Annotated in this window: 22 protein-coding genes; 8 read left to right on the forward strand and 14 right to left on the reverse strand. The window is 69.1% G+C overall.

The genetic code is table 11. The features are described 5' to 3' along the window. Positions 1–4: 4 nt before the first annotated feature. Genes EZ216_RS07645 through gspG form a run of 10 tightly spaced genes read right to left on the reverse strand, consistent with a single transcriptional unit; the run spans position 5 to position 9153 of the window. Positions 5–1396, reverse strand: a complete 1392-nt coding sequence (locus EZ216_RS07645; RefSeq protein WP_135249162.1) for a GspE/PulE family protein — start codon at positions 1394–1396, stop codon at positions 5–7. Beyond that, positions 1396–3651, reverse strand: a complete 2256-nt coding sequence (gene gspD, locus EZ216_RS07650) for a type II secretion system secretin GspD (protein ID WP_135249163.1) — start codon at positions 3649–3651, stop codon at positions 1396–1398. Before gspD ends, EZ216_RS07645 begins: the two co-directional genes overlap by 1 nt. A gap of 5 nt (positions 3652–3656) precedes the next feature. Further along, a complete protein-coding gene (gene gspN, locus EZ216_RS07655; protein ID WP_135249164.1) occupies positions 3657–4448 on the reverse strand; it encodes a type II secretion system protein N in 792 nt (263 codons plus the stop codon). Positions 4449–4463: 15 nt separating this feature from the next. After that, on the reverse strand, positions 4464–4946 hold the full coding sequence (locus EZ216_RS07660) for a type II secretion system protein M (RefSeq protein WP_135249165.1): 483 nt from the start codon (positions 4944–4946) through the stop codon (positions 4464–4466). Next, positions 4943–6148 carry a type II secretion system protein GspL gene (gene gspL, locus EZ216_RS07665; RefSeq protein ID WP_135249166.1) on the reverse strand — a complete coding sequence of 402 codons (1206 nt, stop codon included), beginning with the start codon at positions 6146–6148 and terminating at the stop codon, positions 4943–4945. Before gspL ends, EZ216_RS07660 begins: the two co-directional genes overlap by 4 nt. 52 nt (positions 6149–6200) lie before the next feature. After that, a complete protein-coding gene (gene gspK, locus EZ216_RS07670) occupies positions 6201–7166 on the reverse strand; it encodes a type II secretion system minor pseudopilin GspK (protein ID WP_135249167.1) in 966 nt (321 codons plus the stop codon). Further along, on the reverse strand, positions 7163–7924 hold the full coding sequence (locus tag EZ216_RS07675; protein WP_135249168.1) for a PulJ/GspJ family protein: 762 nt from the start codon (positions 7922–7924) through the stop codon (positions 7163–7165). The genes gspK and EZ216_RS07675 overlap by 4 nt, the downstream gene beginning before the upstream one ends. Then, a complete protein-coding gene (locus EZ216_RS07680; RefSeq protein ID WP_135249169.1) occupies positions 7924–8286 on the reverse strand; it encodes a type II secretion system protein GspI in 363 nt (120 codons plus the stop codon). The genes EZ216_RS07675 and EZ216_RS07680 overlap by 1 nt, the downstream gene beginning before the upstream one ends. Then, positions 8283–8738: a prepilin-type N-terminal cleavage/methylation domain-containing protein gene (locus EZ216_RS07685; protein WP_135249170.1), complete on the reverse strand. Its 456-nt coding sequence runs from the start codon at positions 8736–8738 to the stop codon at positions 8283–8285. Before EZ216_RS07685 ends, EZ216_RS07680 begins: the two co-directional genes overlap by 4 nt. Beyond that, complete coding sequence (gspG, locus tag EZ216_RS07690; RefSeq protein ID WP_135249171.1) at positions 8713–9153, reverse strand: type II secretion system major pseudopilin GspG; 441 nt, start codon at positions 9151–9153, stop codon at positions 8713–8715. Before gspG ends, EZ216_RS07685 begins: the two co-directional genes overlap by 26 nt. 79 nt (positions 9154–9232) lie before the next feature. Here gspG and EZ216_RS07695 point away from each other — a divergent pair, with 79 nt between their 5' ends. Next, entirely contained in the window at positions 9233–9673 is a 441-nt protein-coding gene (locus tag EZ216_RS07695) for a type II secretion system protein N (protein WP_239024311.1), read from the forward strand. On the opposite strand, the gene EZ216_RS07700 is transcribed toward EZ216_RS07695, so the two are convergent. Genes EZ216_RS07700 through ilvA form a run of 3 tightly spaced genes read right to left on the reverse strand, consistent with a single transcriptional unit; the run spans position 9670 to position 12589 of the window. After that, positions 9670–10218: a histidine phosphatase family protein gene (locus EZ216_RS07700; protein WP_167772853.1), complete on the reverse strand. Its 549-nt coding sequence runs from the start codon at positions 10216–10218 to the stop codon at positions 9670–9672. The two genes, EZ216_RS07695 and EZ216_RS07700, sit on opposite strands and share 4 nt — an antisense overlap. Continuing rightward, positions 10215–11045 (reverse strand): adenosylcobinamide-GDP ribazoletransferase, encoded by an 831-nt coding sequence (cobS, locus tag EZ216_RS07705; protein WP_135249174.1) that lies wholly within the window; start codon positions 11043–11045, stop codon positions 10215–10217. Before cobS ends, EZ216_RS07700 begins: the two co-directional genes overlap by 4 nt. Next, entirely contained in the window at positions 11045–12589 is a 1545-nt protein-coding gene (gene ilvA / locus EZ216_RS07710) for a threonine ammonia-lyase, biosynthetic (protein ID WP_135249175.1), read from the reverse strand. The genes cobS and ilvA overlap by 1 nt, the downstream gene beginning before the upstream one ends. Positions 12590–12834: 245 nt before the next feature. On the opposite strand from ilvA, the gene EZ216_RS07715 reads away from it, so the two are divergent. Beyond that, positions 12835–13284, forward strand: a complete 450-nt coding sequence (locus tag EZ216_RS07715) for an OsmC family protein (protein ID WP_135249176.1) — start codon at positions 12835–12837, stop codon at positions 13282–13284. A gap of 1 nt (position 13285) precedes the next feature. Here EZ216_RS07715 and coq7 read toward each other — a convergent pair whose 3' ends face one another. Beyond that, a complete protein-coding gene (gene coq7 / locus EZ216_RS07720) occupies positions 13286–13903 on the reverse strand; it encodes a 2-polyprenyl-3-methyl-6-methoxy-1,4-benzoquinone monooxygenase (RefSeq protein ID WP_135249177.1) in 618 nt (205 codons plus the stop codon). A 295-nt stretch (positions 13904–14198) separates the two neighbouring features. Between coq7 and EZ216_RS07725 the strand changes: the two genes are divergently transcribed. The 6 genes from EZ216_RS07725 (at position 14199) to EZ216_RS07750 (ending at position 21130) form a co-directional block, all read left to right on the forward strand. Next, the gene (locus EZ216_RS07725; protein WP_135249178.1) at positions 14199–15314 is read left to right on the forward strand and encodes a porin; all 1116 of its coding nucleotides are present in this window, start codon (positions 14199–14201) and stop codon (positions 15312–15314) included. Between the two features lie 84 nt (positions 15315–15398). Then, complete coding sequence (locus EZ216_RS07730; protein WP_239024312.1) at positions 15399–16208, forward strand: DUF3047 domain-containing protein; 810 nt, start codon at positions 15399–15401, stop codon at positions 16206–16208. A 124-nt stretch (positions 16209–16332) separates the two neighbouring features. Next, on the forward strand, positions 16333–17313 hold the full coding sequence (locus EZ216_RS07735) for an ABC transporter permease (protein ID WP_135249180.1): 981 nt from the start codon (positions 16333–16335) through the stop codon (positions 17311–17313). Positions 17314–17324: 11 nt separating this feature from the next. Then, complete coding sequence (locus EZ216_RS07740; protein WP_135249181.1) at positions 17325–18539, forward strand: M20 aminoacylase family protein; 1215 nt, start codon at positions 17325–17327, stop codon at positions 18537–18539. 32 nt (positions 18540–18571) lie between these two features. Beyond that, positions 18572–20146 carry an ABC transporter substrate-binding protein gene (locus tag EZ216_RS07745; protein ID WP_135249182.1) on the forward strand — a complete coding sequence of 525 codons (1575 nt, stop codon included), beginning with the start codon at positions 18572–18574 and terminating at the stop codon, positions 20144–20146. Positions 20147–20218: 72 nt separating this feature from the next. Next, positions 20219–21130: an ABC transporter permease gene (locus EZ216_RS07750; RefSeq protein WP_135249183.1), complete on the forward strand. Its 912-nt coding sequence runs from the start codon at positions 20219–20221 to the stop codon at positions 21128–21130. Position 21131 lies beyond the last annotated feature (1 nt).

Here is a 21131-nt window from a genome sequence, read left to right on the forward strand (position 1 = left end):
CGGCTCAGTCGCGCGTGACGCGCAGCACTTCCTCGGGCGAGGTGATGCCCTCGCGCACCAGCCGGTCGCCGTCGTCGCGCATCAGGCGCATGCCGCCGGCGATGGCCGCTTCGCGGATTTCGGCTTCGGCCGCGCGGTTGTGGATCAGCGCGCGGATGCTTTCGTCGGCCACCATCAGTTCGAACACGCCGGTGCGGCCCTGGTAGCCGCTCTGGCCGCACTCGCCGCAGCCGGCGCCATGGCACACGGGGCACAGCTTGCGCACCAGGCGCTGCGCCAGCACGCCCAGGATGGACGAGCTGAGCAGGAACGGCTCCACGCCCATGTCGGTGAGGCGGGTGACGGCGCTGGCCGCGTCGTTGGTGTGCAGCGTGGCGAGCACCAGGTGGCCGGTGAGCGAAGCCTGGATCGCGATCTGCGCCGTCTCGTAGTCGCGGATCTCGCCGATCATGATGATGTCCGGGTCCTGGCGCAGGATGGCGCGCAGGGCCTTGGCGAAATCGAGGTCGATCTTGGGGTTGACCTGCGTCTGGCCGATGCCGGGCAGCTCGTACTCGATCGGGTCTTCCACCGTCATGATGTTGCTGGTGGTGGCGTCCAGCCGCGACAGCCCCGCGTACAGCGTGGTGGTCTTGCCCGAGCCGGTGGGCCCGGTCACCAGGATGATGCCGTGCGGCTGCGACACCAGGCCCAGGAAACGCTGCAGCGTGTCGCCGACCATGCCCACCGATTCCAGGCTGAGCTTGCTCTCGCTCTTGTCCAGCAGGCGCAGCACGGCGCGTTCGCCGTGCGCGCTGGGCAGCGTGGACACGCGCACGTCGACGGCGCGCGTGCCGATGCGCAGCGAGATGCGGCCGTCCTGCGGCAGGCGCTTCTCGGCGATGTCCAGGTCGGCCATGATCTTCAGGCGCGAGATCAGCGCGGCGTGCAGAGCGCGGTTGGGCTGCACCACTTCACGCAGCGTGCCGTCGACTCGGAAGCGCACCGAGGAGTGCCGCTCGTAGGGCTCGATGTGGATGTCGCTGGCGCCGTCGCGCGCGGCCTGCGTGAGCAGCGCGTTCAGCATGCGGATGATGGGCGCGTCGTCGCTCGTTTCCAGCAGGTCTTCCACCGCCGGCAGCTCCTGCATCATGCGCGAGAGGTCGGCGTCGTTCTGCACCTCGCTCACGATGGTGGCGGCACTGGACTCGCCCTGCGCGTAGGCGGCGCTGATGCGCTGCGCCAGCGCGTTGGCGTCCAGCTGCTGCAGCGACCGCACCGGGTACTTGCGCATCACCTCGCTCCACGCGCCCGGCGCGGGCGCGGCCGCGTGCCAGAGCGTGAACGCGCCGCCGTCGTCCTCCAGCAGCAGCTGGTGGCTGCGGGCGAAGCCGTAGGGCAGGGGGTAGCGCGGCATCAGCGGGCAGGAGCGGGGGCTGGGGCGACGGGGGCCGGCGTGACGTTGCCCGGCGCCACGGCACCGGGCGTGACGGGGGCGGCCGGCGCGGGCGTTGGCACCGGCGGCGCGGCAGGCACGGTGACGGCGTCGCCGACGGGCGCGGGCACACCGGTCCGGGGCGTGGTGGCAGGCAGGACGGCGGCGCCGTTGATCGGCACCACCAGGCTGGAGCTGGGCTGCCCCGCCTGCTGCTTCAGCCGCATCAGGTCGTAGCGGTCCAGCGAAAGCTCGTCGCTCTGCGGGGCATCGCGCAGCACGATGGGTCGCAGGAACACCATCAGGTTGGTCTTGTTGCGGCTGCGCGATTCGCTCTTGAACAGGTTGCCCAAAACGGGCACGTCGCCCAGGCCCGGCACTTTGTCCTGGCTGCCGTTGTATTCGTCCTGGAGCAGTCCCCCCAGCACGATGATGGAGCCGTCCTCCACCAGCACGTTGGATTCGATCGAGCGCTTGTTGGTGATCAGCCCGGTGGCCGAGTTGAGGGTGTTGGCCTGCACGCTCGACGCCTCCTGGAAGATCTGCATCTTCACGGTGCCGTTCTCGCTGATGGTCGGCCGCACGCGCAGGGTGATGCCGACGTCCTTGCGCTCGATGGTCTGGAACGGGTTGACCGAGCCGTTGCTGGCGCCCGTGTTGGTGAACTGGCCCGTGACGAACGGCACGTTCTGGCCGATGACGATGCGCGCTTCCTCGTTGTCCAGCGTCAGCAGGTTGGGCGTGGAGAGGATGTTGGCGTCGGCGTTGGACTCCAGGAATCGCGCCAGCGCGCCGAGCACATAGTGGCCGCTGATGTTGCGCACCACGCCGATGTTGAAGCCGGTGGCGGGCGTGGCGGTGCCGGCGGCCGCGCCGCTCTGCAGGCTGATGATGTTCGTGTTGGTGCCGGTGCTGAAGTTCGTGCCGGCGAAAGGCAGGTTCTTGTCGCCCTGCTTGCCGAAGATGTTCTGCCATTGCACGCCGAACTCGGCGGCCTTGTTGGCGTTGACCTCGACGATCAGGCTTTCGACGAACACCTGCGCGCGGCGCGAGTCCAGCTGGTCGATGACGGCGCGCAGCTGCCGGTATTGCGGTTCGGGCGCGGTGATGATCAGCGCGTTGGTCGCGGGATCGGCCTGGATCTGGCCGCCGGTGGACACCTGCGCCGCCGGCTGTGCCGCGGCCGCAGCCAGGTTGCTGGTGCCGCCGGCGCTGGCGGACGCGGTGTTCGCGGCCGTGTTGACCGCCTGCGGCGCCGCGGAGGTGATGCCGGTGGCGCCCGTGAGTCCGCCCGTGGCGCCAGCCGCCGTGGTGGGCATGCTCGCCAGCGCGGCGCGCAGCGTCGTGGCCAGCCGAACCGCGTCGGCGTTCTTCAGGTAGACCACGTAGATGTTGCCCATCGGGTTCTGCGCCCCGGGCTGGTCCAGGCGCTCGACCACGCTGCGCACCAGGTTCATCCGCGCGGGATTGGCGGCCCGCACGATGAGCGCGTTGCTGCGCGGCTCGGCGATCACCGTGGTGCGGAAGGACGTGTCGGCCTGCCCCTGCGCGGCGGCGGGCGTGCCGGCGGCCCCGCCGCCACCGCTGTCCACCAGCCGCTGCACCACCGGCGCGAGGTCGGGCGCCAGCGCGTTCTTCAGCGGCAGCACCTCGACGTCGGTGGCGTTGGAGACGTCCAGCGCCGCGATGATGCGGCCGATGCGCTGCAGGTTGTCCGAGTAGTCCGTGATCACCAGCGAGTTGTTGCCGGGGTTCACGTTGATGGTGTTGTTGGGGCTGATCAGCGGCCGCAGGATCGGCACCAGGTTGTTGGCCGTCTCGTAGTTCAGGCGGAAGATCTGCGTGGAGATGCCCGGGCCCGCAGGCGAAGGCGCCACCGACACCGCGCCGCCCTGCAGCTTGGCGTCGGCCTCGGGCACCACCTTGTACAGGCCGGCCGATTCCACCACGGTGAAGCCCGACAGGCGCAGCGTGGACACGAACTGGTTGAACGCGGCCTGCGGCGTGACCGGCCGCTCGGTGGACAGCGACATCGTGCCCTTCACGCGCGGGTCCACCACCACGTTGCGGCCGGTGATGGCGCCCATGGTGCGCGCCACCGCCTCGATCTCCGCGTTGACGAAGTTCAGGGTCACCGGCTCGCGCGACGAACGCTGGGGCTGCTGCGCCTGGGCGGCGCCGGTGCCCGCGAGCACGGCCGCGGCCACCAGGGGGATGAGGGCACGGGAGATGTTCATGACGGTCAGCCTATGGTGATGATGGAGCGCGCGCCGTTGCGGCGGCCGATGATGTTGAGCAGGTTGGCCAGCGCGGCTTCGCGGTCCGGCGCGGCGCTGGCCTCGCCGGTGAAGCGAAGGCGCTGGCCCACCCACTGGCCGTTGCCTTTCAGCTGCAGCGCGCCCTCCAGCGTGGACAGCTGCACCCGCGGCGAGGCGCCGCCGGTGAGGTCGACGCGGTAGCTGCCCAGCGGGCGCAAGGTGGAGATGCGGGAAGCCAGCCGCTGCGCCGTGAGCTGCGCGCCGCCGGCCATGGTGAAGCGGCCCTCGGCCCAGTCGAGCGCCAGCGCGGTCGTCTGCAGCGCCAGGTCGCCGTCCAGCTGCAGCGTGTTCCAGGGCGTGCCCAGGCCGGAGAGGATGGCCGCGGGCCATTGCGATTGGCCGTCGCCGACGCGCAGGCTGGCGCCGTGCCAGCGCGGGCGCCACTCCAGCGCCACCGGCGTGGGGATGCAGCACTCGGTGCTCAGCTCCACGTGCAAGCCGCCCCAGGCAGGGCGCAGGCGCCACGACAGGCGGGTGGGCAGCGCGGTGGCATCGTGGCTGCCAGCGCCGCCGGACAGCACCAGTTGCGCGGAGCCGTTCCACACGGTGCCGCGCGCGTCCTGCAATTGCACCTGGCCGCCGCTGGCCTGGCCCACCTGGTTGGCCAGCCACGGCGCGGGCAGCGCCAGCACCCATGCGAGCACCAGGCCCACGAGGCCGCCTAACGCGGCCCAGAGCCAGGGCGCGGACGCGGCGGGAGCGATTCGGCGGGCCACCCTCTGCACCTTGCGCTAGCGGGGCGGCAGGGTGAGCACCAGGGTGCCGTCCCAGCCTCCGCCGGCGTTGCGGGTGAGATGGGCTTCGCCCGGCACGGCGCGCGCGTTGACGCGGGCCTGGGCCAGCCAGGCCGCGAGCGCGTCGGGCGGCGTGGCGGCGAGGGTGAGGGTGACTCGGTCGCCGGCGACGGTCATGCGGGCGCCGGTGCCCAGCCGCTGGCGCACCGCGGCGTCCAGCTGGCGCATGGATTCGTCGTAGCCCTGTTTGGGCTGGGCCTGCAGCGATTGCGCCTGCTGCTGCAGCGCGCGCATGCGTGCGAGCTGCGCGTCCAGTTCGCGGTGCTGCTCGCCGGACGTGCGTAGCGTGGACAGCGCGGGCGCCACCAGCACCCACCAGAAGATGGCGAGTCCGACGAGCGCGGCGGCGCCGATGACCATCAGCTTTTCGCGCGCGGCGAGGCCCGACCAGGCGGCGACGGAAGCGGGCGGCAGTTTCATGGCTGTCCCTCCGCGCGCACGACCAGCGTGTCGCCCTGCAGCGAGGCGGAATAGCCTTGCGTGCGCAGCCCCTGGACGATGGGCCGCGCTTCGTTCTCGTTGGCTGCCAGCCCGCGCAGGCGGACTTCGCTGCCGTTGTAGTCGATGCCGGTGGCGCTGCGGCCCTGTGCGAGATTGGCGACCACGCCCAGCACGGTTTCCAGGTCGCGGCCGGAAGGCGCGCCGGTCAGCTGGCGAAGCGCGGCGACTTCGCGGTCCATCTGCACCGGCGGATCGACCACCGCGCGCACGTTCGGGAACGTCTGCGTGAGGACCGAGCGCACCGCCTGGCGCTTGTCGGCCAGCGAGGAGCGCTCTTTCCAGGCCCAGGCGTTCAGGCCCACCAGCTGCACCAGCACCAGCAGCGCCGTGCCCCAGCGGGCGGGCCGCCATTGCGGCGCGCGCAGCAGGTCGCCCCAGCCGGCGGAGAGCTTCTTCAGTGCGCGCTGGCGGCCCGAGCTGGAGAACTCGAACTGCGCCAGGTCCCAGCCGGTGCGGCCGGCCAGCAGCAGCCGGTCGGCCGTGCCGACGATGCGCGGCGTGTGCTGCAGCAGTTGCTCGGCCTGCGCCGCGGCGGCGGGTTCCGCGTACACCGGCGTGCCTTCGGGCAGGGACGGCAGCAGCGGCAGCGACGCCGCGGCCAGCGGCAGCACCAGCACTCCTTCTTCGCCCGCGCAGACCAGTTGAGTGGCGTCGGCCTCGCCGAGCGCATAGACCGCGGGCGAGCCTTCGGGCGCGAATTCAGGGACGACGCGCGAGACCGGGCGCTGCGCCGACTCGAAGACCTGCAGCGCTTCGCGCAGCCAGGACCGGTCGCACACCGCGACCCAGGCAGCGGATTCCGCCGCGGCGCCGGGTGCGATGGCGAAGTGCACCTGGTCGGGTTCGTCCAGCAGGCGGTCTTCCAGCAAGCCTTCGAGCACGGCGCGAAGGCGCGGCGACCTCGGCCCCACACCCTTGGGAAGTTCGACGCGGTGCCACGACAGCGCGGCGGCGGGCGCGACCAGCACCACCTGGCCGCCCGCGCCGCTGGCGGGCGGCAACAGCGCCGCCTGCGTCACGCCCTGGCGGGCGACCGTGCGCCCATCGGCGGAGACCGCGTACGGCAGCTCGGTTTGCGCGCCGATGCGCGATGCCGGAAGCAGGACGAAGAGCGAACTCATGAGACGGACGATTGTAGGGAGAGCGGCAACTCTGCCGTACCGTCCGTGCGTACTAGCGCGTTTGGGCACCCTGCCCAAGAGAGCCAGGGTCGACGACGCCACGTTCGCGCTGCAGCGTTCGCACGTCCAGGCCGTCACGCTGGACCAGGGACCTTTCCTCCACGATGAGCTGGTCCATGCGGATGCGGCCGCGCACCTGGAAGAAGCGCGAGGACACGCTGACGGTGCCTTCCGCGAACGCCGCCGCGTGCTGCGGCATGGCCTTGGTGGCGTCGCCGATGTTGCGGAAAGGCGAGGCGGCGCGCAGGGCGACCAGTTGCTGCGCATCGGCCATGCTGATGCCGCTCGTGGCCGCATAGATGACCTCGGGGCCCGCGGTGTTCAGGTTCACCGGCGTGCGCGCGGGCAGCAGCGTGACGTAGGGCTGCAGCGCGGCGACCGTCTGCGGTGACAGCCCCAGCCAGGCGAGCTGGTCCACGGTCTGCGGCATCAGGGGCGCCTGCGAAGAGGACTGGTTGTCGTTGCTGATGTCCGAAGCGAAGCGCAGGTTTTCGGCGAGCAGGTTGAGCTGCGACTGCGGCAGCCCGAGCACGTCGAACAGGCGCCCGAAGCTGCGCATGCCGGTTTCGGACACGCGGCCGGCTTCCACCAGGTTGGTGACGTTGAGCAGCGATTGCTGGTCGATCACCTGGCCGGAGAGGAACACGTTGTCGGCATCGGTGCCGGCGGACGCGTCGCCGCCCGCGCCGAGGAAACTGGACAGCCGGGCTTCGCTCAGGGGCACGGCCCACGGCTCCGACAGGTTGTCGGCGCCGCCCGAGCGGGCGTCCTCGCGCAGGATCAGCCGGGCCCAGTCGAGCGCGCCCGTGAGCACCCACGAGGCCTGCATGCGCGAGCGTTCGGCCGATTCCACTTCGACCGCGCGCCACTGCTGCCACAACGCGGTGGCCGCGAAGGTGGCCACCAGCGTGACGGTGAGCATGGCCGTGAGGATGGCCGCGCCGCGCTGGCGCTTCATGACTTGCCTCCGCCGACGGTGGGTCGCACCCAGTCGCGCGTCAGCTCGCCGCTGATGGCCTGCCCGGGTGCGAGGTTCAGCACGATGCGCACGCCATCGGGCAACTGCGCGGTGCGTGTGCCCGAAGTGGTTTGCTGGGCCGCGGTCGCGGTGTCCGGGGTGGTGCCGGTTGCCGCGGTCGTGCCGGTGCCTGTGACGGGGATCGTCGGAGTGACGGTGACCTGCTGCGTCGCGTCGCTGGACAGCGGGTTGGTCCACGCGTCGGCTCGGTAGAAGAACACTTGCCAGTCGAGCAGGCCGGTGATCGCCACCTCGTTGGCGGAGCCGGTGCCGGCTTGGTCCTGGGCCCATGCATCGGCGCGCGACCAGGCCTGGTCGACCTGGCCGCGCGTGGTGAGCGGCGGCGACTGCCAGCGCATCCAGCGCGGCGCACCGCCACCGGCGCGGCGCGCCCAGCCGACCACCACCACGCCTTCGGCCTGCGCGCCGGGCGAGCGCCGGGTCAGGCGCAGCACACGGCCGTTCCAGTCCAGGGCGGTGATCTGCGGCAGTTGCACCAAGGCGTCGAGGTCGGCCGTCCATTGCGCCAGTCCGACCTGCAGCGCCTGCACTTCGTCGGCCCGCGTGCGCGTCTGCTCCTGCGCGCGGACCATGCCGTCCAGGCCGCGCCAGCTGAGCACCGCGATGAGCGCCAGGACGAACAGCGCCACCATCAGCTCGACGAGCGTGAAGCCGCGCGCGCGGCGGGCCGGCGCCATCAATACCTCCCGACCACGGTGGATACGCGCAGCACGGGTGAGGCGGCCTCGAACACCTGCGCGTCCACGCGCAGGAAGTTCGGGTTGGGGGTCGGCGCGGTGATGACCGCGACTTCGAAGTCGACGTTGCCTTGCCGGCAGCCCACGCGGCGTTCGCCGATGCCAGGCAGCTGCTTGGCGAGGCGCACCCGGACCAGTTCGTTCTCGGCGCACAGCTGCGCGAGCATGACGCTGGACTGCCGGATGGAGTTGGTCGCAAGGGAACTGGCCGCCTGCGCACCCGCGGCGAGCGCGATGGCCACGATGGCCAGCGCGACCAGCACCTCGACCAGCGTGAAGCCGGCGTGGGCGCGGGGTTTCATGGCGTGGCGGCCTCGACGCCGAACGGCCGCACGCCGTCGGTGGCGATGCGAAGCGAGTTGCCCGGCGAGGCGCTGGAGCCGATGACGACTTCCTGCGGGCCGATGACCGGCTCCGGGCCCAGCACGATGCGGCCGCCATCCTGGACGACGGTGGTGTCCCGCAGCCAGTGGTCGGGCAGCGCGCCCGCGGGGACCCCTTCGAACCGGAAGCCGCCGGGGAAGGAATGCCACACGACGGGCATGCCCGTGCTGCGTGACTGCGCGCGGGCCGATTCGAAAAGCGCCGAGAGGCGCCGCGCTTCCTGTTCGAGCTGCGCGCCGCTGTTGTCGCGCAGCGCGAAGGTGACGCCCACGGTGGCGACGGCCACGATGGCCACCACCACCAGGAGTTCGATCAGCGTGAAGCCGGTGCTGCGGCGCCGGGCGTCACTGCCAGGAACCGATGTCCGCATTCTTGCCCTCGCCGCCCGGCTGTCCGTCGGCGCCCAACGACATCACGTCGATCTCGCCTTTCACGCCGGGGTTGAGGTACTGGTAGGGGCGGCCCCAGGGGTCGTTGGGCAGCTTCTCCAGGTAAGGCTTCCAGTTGGGCGGCACCGGGGCCGCGGTGGGCTTGGTCACCAGCGCCTGCAGGCCCTGTTCGGCCGTGGGGTAGCGCTGGTTGTCCAGGCGATACAGCTTGAGCGCCTGCATGATGTTGTTGACGTCGGTGCGCGCGGCGGTGACGCGAGCGTCGTCGGCGCGCTCCAGCACGTTAGGCACGATCAGCGCGGCGAGCACGCCGATGATCACCAGCACGACCATCAGCTCGATGAGCGTGAAGCCGGCCTGCAGGCGGCGGCGAAAAGCGAAACGATGCGAGGTCATCGGTCCCTTCGGATGAAAGCGATCAATGATAATGGCCGCCATGGTGAGCAATGCGGCGTCCAGCTGGACAGTAAGAGGTGTGACATTCCTCTTGTGGGCGCTCGCCGCCGCCAGCGCGGCGTATTGGGGGCTGAAGCTGGCGACCAGCTCATCCGGTGGCGGCGTTCCCGCCACTGTGCGTGTGCCCACACCCGCGGACCCCGCGGTGGTCGCGCGCCTGCTCGGGCAATCCAACGCGGCCGTGGCCAGCCCCATGGCTGTCGTGCCGACGTCCAGCCGCTTCAATCTGGTGGGCGTGGTGGCCGACCGCAGCGAGCAGGGCGCGGCGCTCATCGTGGTGGACGGCAAGCCCGCCAAGCCTTACCGCGTCGGCACCCAGATCGAGGATGGGCTGGTGCTGAAATCGGTTGCCGCGCGCCGCGCCGTGCTGGCCGCATCGATGGATGGCCCGCCGGTGGTGACGCTGGAACTGCCGCTGCCCGCCATGCCGGCTGGCGCACCTGCGCCTGCTGCGCGTTAGAAAACCTCGTGCGGTTCGCCGGCGCCGAACGGCGCTGGAGTGCTGGGCCAATCCATCGCTGAGCGGATTTCGGTTGCGCCGGCCAGGCAGAGGCGCGCCGCGCGGATGACGCCGGCGTGCGTGACCCATACCGCTGCTTCGCCAAGCGCCCGTTCTTCATTCAATGCTTGCGAAACGCGCGCGAGCATTTCGCGCACGTTCTCGCCGCCACCCGGCCGGTGGCCGGCGAAATCCGCGGTCCACTGCGACATCGCGGCTTCGCCGATGTCGTCCCAGAGGCGGTTCTCCCAGGTGCCGAAGTCCATTTCCCGCAGCGCAGGGTCGATGGTGATGGCCAACCCCGGCCGATGGCGTGCCATCGCATCCGCGAGCACGCGGCAGCGTGACGCGGGAGAGCACCGGACGCGGACGGAGGGCGGCAGCTGAGAGTGCAGCCGGGCCGCGGCTTCTTGGGTCTGCGCCGGATCGGCCACGACGTCGGTGCGGCCATAGCAAAGGCCTTCGCGCGCGGTCGTGCGCGCGTGGCGCACCAGCCAGAGCTTCACCGCGGGCCGGCCAGCGCAAGCGCCGCGCCGAGGTAGAAGGCGAGTTCGCAAGCCTGCTGCGTGGCGCCCAGCGCATCGCCGGTGAAGCCGGCCAGCCGGCGCGCGAGCCACTGCCGCATGAGCGCGAAGGCGACGCCGCTGGCGGCCAGTGCGCTCGCGACGAAGGGCAACCCCTGCGCGAGGGCGGCGATGGCCAGCGGCACGACGCACCACGCCGCGGCGACCGCCAACGCCTGGCTGCTGATGCGATCGGCGAGCGGCTTGCTCTTCGATCCGGCCAGGTCCGCGACATACGGCAGCGTGCGCACGATCAGCAGCGGCCAGAAGCGCGAGACCACGTGCGCGGCCAGCAGCGCGGGAAACACCGAGGCGGGCGATGCTGCGGCCAGCACGGCGAGCAGGCCCACCTTGGTGAGCAGCGCCAGCACCAATGCGATCGCGCCGAACGTGCCGATGCGCGAGTCCTTCATGATCTCCAGCGCACGCTCGCGGTCCAGGCTGCCGCCCAGGCCATCGGCGAGGTCGGCCAGGCCGTCTTCGTGGAAGGCGCCGGTCAGCAGCACCGTGCACGCGGTCGCGGCGACGGCCGCCACGAAATGCGTGAACGGCGTGGCGGGCAGCGCGAACGCGAAAAGCGCGAACGCCGCGCAGGCCGCCAGTCCCACGAGCCAGCCTACGCCGGGAAAGTGCGCCGCGCTGGCGCGCAGGCGCTCGGGTGAGTAGCCCACCCATTCGGCCAGGGGGCCGGTGACCGGCAGGCGGGTGAAGAACTGCACCGCCAGCAGGTAATGGCGCGCGAAGGCGGCCGCCCGCTGCCTCGGTGCCATCAGCTGCGCAGGAACAGCCGGTAGGCCGGGTTGTCGGTTTCCTCGACGTAGGGATAGCCCAGTTCGTCGAGGAAGGCCTGGAACGCCGCGCGCTCGGCGCGCGGCACCTGCAGGCCCACCAGGATGCGGCCGTAGTCGGCGCCCTGGTTGCGGTAGTGGAACAGGCTGATGTTCCAGTTGGGCCGCATGTGCGAGAGGAATTTCATCAGCGCGCCGGGGCGCTCGGGGAAGATGAACCGCAGCAGGCGTTCGTCGCTGGCCAGGGCGGAGGGGCCGCCGACCATGTGGCGCAGGTGCTCCTTGGCCATCTCGTCGTGCGTGAGGTCCAGCGCCTCGAAGCCGTGCCGGGTGAAGTTGGCCGCGATGCGCGCCGATTCGCCCTTGCCGTGCGTGGTCAGGCCGACGAAGACGTGCGCGCGGCTCTGGTCGCTGATGCGGTAGTTGAACTCGGTGACGTTGCGCGCGCCACCGGGCAGTTCGCCGATGAGCGCGCAGAAGCGGCGGAAGCTGCCGCGCTCTTCGGGCATGGTGACGGCGAACAGCGCCTCGCGCTCCTCGCCGACTTCGGCCCGCTCGGCGACGAAGCGCAGGCGGTCGAAATTCATGTTGGCGCCGCAGAGGATGGCCGCGTAGGTCTCGCCGCGGGTCTTGTGCTCGGCGACGTACTGCTTGATGGCGGCCACGGCCAGCGCGCCGGCGGGCTCGACGATGCTGCGCGTGTCGACGAACACGTCCTTGATCGCGGCGCAGACCGCGTCGGTGTCCACCGAGACGAATTCATCGACGAGTTCGCGCGCGAGGCGGAAGGTTTCTTCGCCGACCAGCTTCACCGCGGTGCCGTCGGAGAACAGGCCGACGTCGTGCAGCGTCACCCGCTTGCGCGCGTTGACCGATTGCGCCATCGCGTCGGAGTCGTTCATCTGCACGCCGATGACGCGCACTTCGGGTCGCACGGCCTTGATGTAGCTGGCCACGCCGGACACCAGGCCGCCGCCGCCGATGGCGACGAACACCGCGTGCAGGGGGCCTTGGTGCTGGCGCAGGATTTCCATGGCGATGGTGCCCTGGCCGGCGATGACGTCCGGATCGTCGAACGGGTGGATGAAGGTCAGGCCTTCGCGCTCGCACAGGCCGACCGCGTGGCCGTAGGCGTCGGAGTAGCTGTCGCCGTGGAGCACCACTTCGCCGCCGAGCGACTTCACGCCGTCGATCTTGAGCTGCGGCGTGGTCACGGGCATCACGATCACGGCGCGGGTGCCCAGGCGATGCGCGGCCATCGCGACCCCTTGCGCATGGTTGCCCGCGCTGGCACAGATGACGCCGCGCTTGAGTTCGTCCGGCGTGAGCTGCGCCATCTTGTTGTAGGCGCCGCGCAGCTTGAAGCTGAAGACGGGCTGCTGGTCCTCGCGCTTGAGCAGGACCTTGTTGTGCAGGCGGCGGCTGAGGGCCTTGGCGGGCTCGAGGGCGGATTCGACCGCGACGTCGTAGACGCGCGCGGTCAGGATCTTCTTGAGGTAGTCCTCCGGCTTCAGGTGCTTTTTCATCTACTGGAATGATACGGGCCGGGCTCTGCCATGCCGCGCCGCCGCAAATCCCAGAAAAAAGCCCCCGGATTTTGCGATCCGGGGGCTAAATCCACCATTGGAGAAGGTGGAGGAGACAAACGGTGCACAACGAGGTTTTCGTTATGCTCGTGAATCAGTATAGCGGCTCTTTGCTGCAATGCAGCAAGCGAGAAGCACGTCCGTAAACCTACTTATCGCCGGTTGGGCCGGCAGGAAATCAGTCCATGGAATGCACCGTCACCTGGACCGGCGCCGCCGGTACCCGCTCCGGCATGGGGTTCGTCGCGGAAACGGGCAGCGGGCACGTGCTGGCGATGGACGGGGCACCGGACGAGTCGCGGCCGGAGAACGGCGGACGCAACCTCGCGCCGCGGCCGATGGAAACCGTGCTGGCCGGCACCGGCGGTTGCACGGCCTATGACGTGGTGCTGATCCTCAAGCGCGGGCGGCACGAGGTGAAGGGCTGCTCGGTGCAGCTGAAAGCCGAGCGCGCCACCACCGACCCGAAGGTGTTCACCAGCATCCACATGCACTTCACCGTCACGGGCAAGGCGTTGCCGGCACCAGCGGTGGAGCGCGCCATCGCCATGAGCCACGAGAAGTACTGTTCCGCGACGGCCATGCTGGCCAAGACCGCGGCGGTGACCACCAGCTTCGAACTGGTCGAAGGCTGATTCAGATGTAGTAGGCGGTCGTCGTCATCACGCGCGCGGCGGTGCGCATGAGCGCTTTCGCCGGTGCGGGCAGGTTCAGCGCGCCGGCCGCCTCGGCCTGCGCGGCGTGGGTGGCTTCGTCGGTCTTCATCTGGGCGACGATGGCGCGGGAAGCGTGGTCCGTCGCCGGCAACCGGTCCAGGTGGCTGGCGAGGTGGGCTTCCACCTGGCGCTCGGTTTCCATCACGAAACCCAGGCTGGCTCGGTCGCCCAGCCGTCCGGCGGCCAGCCCCAGGGCGAAGGCGCCGGCGTACCAAAGCGGATTGAGGACCGACGGCCGCGCGCCCAAGTCGTCCAGTCGGGCGCGGGTCCAGGCCAGGTGGTCGGTTTCCTCGCGGGCGGCACGCTCGAAGTGCTGGCGAAGCGCCGGATCGGCGGTGGCGGCAGCCTGGGCGGTGTACAGGGCTTGCGCGCACACCTCGCCCACGTGGTTCACCCGCATCAAGCCAGCGCTTTCGCGCCTTTCCGGCAAAGTGAGCGCTGTCTCATCGCCAGCCACGGTGGGGCAGGGGCGAACGGCCCGGTGATGTGCGAAGAGCGTACGCAAGGCGCTGTCGGCGGCTCCCAGGAGGCGGTCCATGGCGGCAGTTTAGCGGCTGGCGGCGAGGTGGGGTTCGCGCAGGAAATCACGCTGGAACAAGGGCTTAGGATCGTTGTGTTGCGCCGCGCCCACTGTTCACAAACCCGATGTTGCCGCTGTGCAACGAATCGCCGGGCGCCGGGCTAAATGCTTTGCGTAAGAAAAGACGGTCTGGTGCAATAGCGCCAGCTTCCCAAAAGGAGGTTGGCCCGGGGATCCGGCGGGAGCACATGTGTGCCTGCATCGCGTGAGCCCATCGAACCGGAGCCCTATGTTTAACCTTGGAGAAACTTGCATGAAAAAGTCCCTCATTGCCCTGGCTGTGCTGGCCGCCGCTGGCGCTGCCTCCGCGCAGTCCGGCAACCTGAACGGTATCCCCGCCGCTGGTTCGGTGCAGATCTTCGGTGTCGTTGACGCCACGTGGCAGCACGGCTCCGGCAGCGTCGCCAGCAAGACCCGCCTGGGCAACTCTGGCCTGAACAGCTCGCGTCTGGGCCTCCGTGGCACGGAAGACCTGGGCGGCGGCATGTCCGCTTCGTTCTGGCTGGAAGCTGGCGTCAACAACGACGACGGCACGGGTTCCGCTTCCAACAACAACAACCAGGCTGCCGCCGCTGCCCTGGGTAACGGCCAGCAAGGCCTGACCTTCAACCGTCAGTCCTGGGTCAGCCTGAACGGTGGCTGGGGTTCCGTGCGTCTGGGCCGTGACTACACGCCCCAGTTCGTGAACCTCACGACGTACGATCCGTTCGGCACGAACGGTGTGGGCACCACCCTCACCAACGCTGCCGCCGGCGCCGGTACCCCCACCTTCGTCCGTGCTTCCAACAGCATCGCCTACCTGACGCCCTCCAACCTGGGTGGCTTCAACGGCACGCTGCAGTACTACATGGGTGAGAACGCTTCGAACGCCGCTGGCGGCACGAACAAGGATGGCACGGGCTACGGCCTGAAGGTCGGCTACGCTGCCGGTCCGCTGGACGTGGGTGTCGCCGTGTCCAACACGAAGTACGCCGCTGGCGACCAGAAGGTGTGGAACATCGGTGGTCAGTGGAACTTCGGCGTTGCCACGCTGCAAGCCCAGTACAACCGCGACCGCATCGACGGCGTCGCCGGTGCTGCCAACTCGACCGCCAACAGCTGGCTGATCGGCGGCCTGGTCCCCGTGGGTGCTGGCCTGATCCGTGCGTCCTACTCGACGATCAAGACCAATGCAGGCGCCGGCACCTCGCCGCGCGCGCGCCAGCTGGCTCTGGGCTACGTGCACAACCTGTCCAAGCGTACGGCTCTGTACGCGACGGTTGCTCGCGTGACCAACAGCAACGGCTCGGCCATTGCGCTGAACGGTTCGACGACTGGTGTCAACCAGCACTCGACCGGCTACGACATCGGTCTGCGCCACTCCTTCTAATTTCCGAAGCCGGGCAACCGGCTGAAGAAAAAAGAAACTTGAAAAAGCCGCCTTTGGGCGGCTTTTTTTATGGAGATGCACGCTGTGGAGACGAAATCCAGTCATTTGCGCAGGGCGGCTGCCTTTGCACTGGCGTGCGCTTGCGTCTTCGCGGCCGGCTGCGCCGGCCCGCAATCACATCATGACGACGCAGTCGATGACCATCAACCTCACGTCCCCTTGGCGGACAGCTCGTGGGCGCGCGCTTCCGGAGGCGCCGGCCTTGATCCTCTTTCGTGGGAACACCAGCGTCTACCCGGCAAGGCGCCGGTGACCTTCCGCCCAGTGCGCCTGGACGGGCGGGATGCCTTGTCGGCGACCGCCGTTTCCGCAGCCAGCGTCGTGCGCAACAAGGTCCGCATCGAACCGCAGGAGCTCGCTGCGGTTCGCTTCTCGTGGAAGGTTCCCGCACTCACGCCCTCGGCCGATCTCGCCCTGCGCGATGCCGACGATTCGCCGGTGCGCATCATCCTGGCGTTCGAAGGCGACCGCTCGAAGTTCTCCACCAAGAACGCGATGCTTTCGGAGCTGATGCGCGCCCTCACCGGCGAGGAAATGCCGTACGCCACCCTGATGTACGTGTGGTGCAACAAGCGCCAGCCCGGCACTGTGATTCCCAATCCGCGCACCGATCGCATCCGCACGATGGTGCTGGAATCGGGTCCCGGTCAGCTCGGCCGCTGGCTGGACTACGAGCGCAATATCCGCGCCGATTTCGAGAAAGCCTTCGGCGAAGCGCCCGGCGCCCTCGTGGGCGTGGCGGTGATGACCGACAGCGACAACACGCGAAGCACGTCACGGGCCTGGTACGGCCCGCTGACCTTCACTCAGCGCACCGTCTCCGCCGCGCCATAGCGCCGGCGATACGCTCCCCGTTTTTCCGTTTCGCGAGCAACTCAGCCCGCGTGTCCGCCCGCTCGTTTTCACCGGGGCTGGCCCGCAGTTTGCTCTGCTAGCATTCCCGCCGCTCCTGACAACGATGCTCGCGTTCATTCTTCGCCGTCTCCTGCAGGCCGTGGTGGTCATGGTCGCCGTGGCGTTCATCGCCTTCCTGCTGTTCCAGTACGTGGGAGACCCCGTGGTCTTCCTGCTGGGCCAGGACGCCAAGCCCGACCAGATCCGCCAGCTGCGCGCCGAGCTGGGCCTTGACCAGCCGTTCTTCGTCCAGTTCTGGCACTTCCTCATCAACGCGGTGCAAGGCGAGTTCGGCCTCAGCCTGCGCCAGGGCGCCAAAGTGTCGCGCCTCATCGGCGAGCGGTTTCCCGCCACGCTGGAACTCTCGGTGGTGGCTGCTGCACTGGCGCTCGTGGCCGGCCTGCCGATGGGCGTCTACGCGGCGTTGCGCCGCGGCAATTTCCTCAGCCAGACATTCATGACGCTCTCCCTGCTGGGCGTCTCATTGCCGACGTTCCTGATCGGCATCCTGCTGATCCTGGTGTTCTCCGTGCACCTTGGCTGGTTCCCAAGCTTCGGGCGTGGCGAAACGGTGCAGCTGGGTCCGTGGAGCAGCGGCCTGCTCACGCCGGATGGCTGGCATCACGTGGCGCTGCCGGCCATCACGCTGGCCATCTTCCAGCTGACGCTCATCATGCGGCTGGTGCGCGCCGAGATGCTGGAAGTGCTGCGCACCGACTACATCAAGTTCGCCCGCGCGCGGGGCCTGTCCAACCGTGCCATCCACTTCGGCCATGCGCTGAAGAACACCCTGGTGCCGGTCATGACCATCACCGGCCTGCAGCTCGGTGGCTTGATTGCTTTTTCCATCATCACGGAAACGGTTTTCCAGTGGCCCGGCATGGGCCTTCTCTTCATCCAGTCCGTGACGTTCGCCGACATCCCCGTGATGGCGGCTTACCTGTGCCTCATCGCACTGATCTTCGTCGTCATCAACCTGGTGGTCGACTTGTTGTACTTCGCCGTCGATCCGCGACTTCGCGTCGGCGGCGCCAAGGGACATTGATGCTTGCCTCGATGCCTACGCCCCGCCTGAAGGCCAATGGCCGCGCCTTCGCGCACATCGCGCAGTTCCACCCGGAGCTCACCGCCTTCCGCCGCGACCTGCATGCCCATCCCGAGATCGGCTACGAAGAGGTCTACACCGGCGGCCGCGTGCAGGAAGCGCTGAAGCTGTGCGGCGTGGACGAGATCCACACGGGCCTGGGCAAGACCGGCCTGGTGGGCATCATCCGCGGCAAGCAGAACAGCGGCGGCCGCATGATCGGCCTGCGCGCCGACATGGATGCGCTGGCGATGGCGGAGACCAACGACTTCGCCTGGCGTTCCACCAAGCAGGGCAAGATGCACGGCTGCGGCCACGACGGCCACACCGCCATGCTGGTGGGCGCCGCGCGCTACCTGGCCGAGACGCGCAACTTCGACGGCACCGCGGTGCTCATCTTCCAGCCCGGCGAGGAAGGCTACGCCGGCGCCAAGGCCATGATCGAGGACGGCCTGTTCGACCGCTGGCCGGTCGAGGCGGTCTACGGCATGCACAACTGGCCGGCCATGCGCCCCGGCACCGTCGGCCTGAGCCCCGGCCCGATGATGGCCGCCGCCGACAAGGTCACCATCGAGATCACCGGCAAGGGCGGTCACGGCGCGCACGCGTACATGGCCATCGACCCCGTGCTCGTGGCGGCGCACATCATCACGGCCGTGCAGAGCATCGTCTCGCGCAACGTGCGCCCGCTCGACGGCGCCGTCATCAGCCTTTGCGCCATGGACGCGGGCGACTTGCATTCGATGAGCGTCATCCCCGGCAAGGCCACGCTGGTGGGCACCGTTCGCACCTTCACGCCCGCGGTGCAGGACCTCGTGGAGCGCCGCCTCACCGAGCTGTGCAGCGCCGTGGCCCTGGGCTTCGGGGCCACGGCATCGGTGCACTACGAGCGCATGTACCCGGCCACGACCAACACGCAGCAGGAAGCGATGTTCGCCGCCGACGTCGCCGAGTCGCTGGTCGGCGCCGACCACGTCGTGCGCGACCTGGAACCCAGCATGGGCGCGGAGGACTTCTCCTTCATGCTGCAGGTCAGGCCCGGCGCCTACATGCGCATCGGCCAAGGCGGCGAAGGCAGCTGCATGCTGCACAACAGCCGCTACGACTTCAACGACGAGATTCTGCCCCTGGGCTCCGCGCTGCACGCGAGCCTGGTCGAACAAGCCATGCCGCTGCACGCGGCCTGAACCGCTCACCCCGTAGCTAAAGGAGCTGCACCATGACGATGAAGAAAACACTGCTGACCGCCGCGCTGCTGGGCGCCCTGGCCTTCGGGGCGTCCGCCCAGACGGTGCGTGTCGCCAACCAGGGCGATGCGCTGTCGATGGATCCGCACTCGCTCAACGAGTCGCTGCAGCTGTCGGTGACCAGCAACGTGTACGAACCGCTGGTGGGCCGCAACAAGGACCTGTCGCTGGCGCCCGCGCTGGCCACCGCGTGGAAGCAGACCTCACCCACCGTCTGGCGCTTCGAGCTGCGCAAGAACGTCCAGTTCCATGACGGCACGCCCTTCACCGCCGACGACGTGCTGTTCACCATGGCCCGCACCCAGCAGGACGGGTCGGACATGAAGAGCTACACCAACGACGTGAAGGCCGTTCGCAAGATCGACAGCCACACGGTGGAGATCGAGACCAACGCGCCATTCCCCATCCTGCCGGACGTGCTGACCAACGTGTTCGTCATGAGCAAGAAGTGGTGCGAGGACAACCAGGCCACGCGCCCGGTCGACCGCCGCAAGGGCATCGAGAACGCCGCCTCGTTCCGCGCCAACGGCACCGGCCCGTACCGCCTGCGCGAGCGCCAGCCCAACGTGCGGACCACGTTTGTCCGCAACGGCAACTACTGGGGCAAGATCGAAGGCAACGTCCAGGAAGTCATCTTCACGCCCATCGGCAACGATGCCACCCGCGTGGCCGCGCTGCTGTCCGGCGAAGTCGACGTGATGGAGCCGGTGCCGGTGCAGGACATCGACCGCGTCTCCAATTCCCCCAACGCCAAGGCCATGGTCGCGCCCGAGCTGCGCACCATCTTCCTGGGCATGGACCAGAAGCGCGACGAGCTGCTGTACTCCAGCGTGAAGGGCAAGAACCCCTTCAAGGACAAGCGCGTTCGCCAGGCCTTCTACCAGGCCATCGACATCGAAGGCATCAAGCGCACCGTCATGCGCAACGTGTCGCTGCCCACCGCGCTGATGTACGGCCCGGGCATCAACGGCTTCACGCAGGAGCAGAACAAGCGCCTGCCGTACGACCCGGACGGTGCCAAGAAGCTGATGGTCGAAGCCGGCTACCCGCAGGGCTTCGAGGTGACGATGAACTGCCCTAACGACCGCTACGTGAACGACGCGCGCATCTGCCAGGCCGTCGCCGCCAATCTGGCGCGCATCGGCGTCAAGATCAACCTGCAGGCCGAGACCAAGGGCACCTACTTCCCGAAGGTCCTGCGCCGCGACACCAGCTTCTACATGCTCGGCTGGACGCCCAGCACGTATGACGCGCACAACGCGATGAATGCGCTGATGGCCTGCCCGGACGACAAGGGGGCCGGCCAGTTCAACCTGGGCAGCTGGTGCAACGCCGAGTACGACAAGCTGACCAAGGCCGTGCAGTCGGAAACCGACAAGGTCAAGCGCCTGGAGATGATCAAGAAGGCCAACGAGATCCACGCCAACGAGATCGGCCATCTGCCCCTGCACCAGCAGTCGCTGGCCTGGGGCGTGAGCAAGAAGGTGACGGTCGTCCAGCGCGGCGACAACTACCTCGACTTCAAGTGGATCACGGTCAAGAAGTAAGCCGCTGACGCAAGCCCGAGCGCCGCGCCAGGCGATCCGCCGCGCGGCGCTTGCTTCTTCCGCTTCTCCCGAATGAAACAAACCCTCGCCCGCTGGTTCGACGGCGACGTCGGCCACAGCTTTCGCACCTCGCCGATGGCGATCGTGGCGGCGCTCATCGCGCTCGCATGCGTGTTCTGTGCCGCGTTCGCGGACTGGGTCGCGCCGCACAACCCGTTCGACCTCACCACGCTGGTGCTGTCCGATGCGCGGCTGCCGCCGTTCTGGAGTCCCGAGGGCAGCACCAAGTACCTGCTGGGCACCGACGACCAGGGCCGCGACATCCTGTCCACGCTCATGTTCGGCGCGCGTATCTCGCTGGTGGTGGGCGTGGTGTCGGTGCTGCTGTCGATGGTCATCGGCGTGGCGCTGGGCTTGCTCGCCGGCTTCAAGGGCGGCTGGGTCGACGGCTTCCTGATGCGCCTGTGCGACGTGATGCTCAGCTTCCCTGCCATCCTGGTGGCGCTGCTCATCGCCGGCGTCGGCCGTGCGCTGTTTCCCAACGCGCACAACACGGTGGCATTCGGCGTGCTGATCGTGGCGATCACGCTCACGGGCTGGGTGCAGTACGCGCGCACGGTGCGCGGCTCCACGCTGGTCGAGAGGAACAAGGAGTACGTGCAGGCCGCCCGCGTCACCGGCGTGGCGCCGCTGCGCATCATGGTGCGGCACGTGCTGCCCAACGTCACCGGTCCGGTGCTGGTGCTGGCCACCATCCAGGTGGCCACGGCCATCATCACCGAAGCCACGCTGTCGTTCCTCGGGGTCGGCGTGCCGCCGACATCGCCTTCGCTGGGCACCTTGATCCGCGTGGGCAACGACTACCTGTTCTCGGGCGAGTGGTGGATCACCGTGTTCCCCGGCCTGATGCTGGTGCTGATCGCGCTGTCGGTGAACCTGCTGGGCGACTGGCTGCGCGACGCGCTCAACCCGCGCCTGCGCTGAG

This window comes from Ramlibacter humi (assembly GCF_004681975.1).
Classification (GTDB): Bacteria; Pseudomonadota; Gammaproteobacteria; order Burkholderiales; family Burkholderiaceae_C; genus Ramlibacter; species Ramlibacter humi.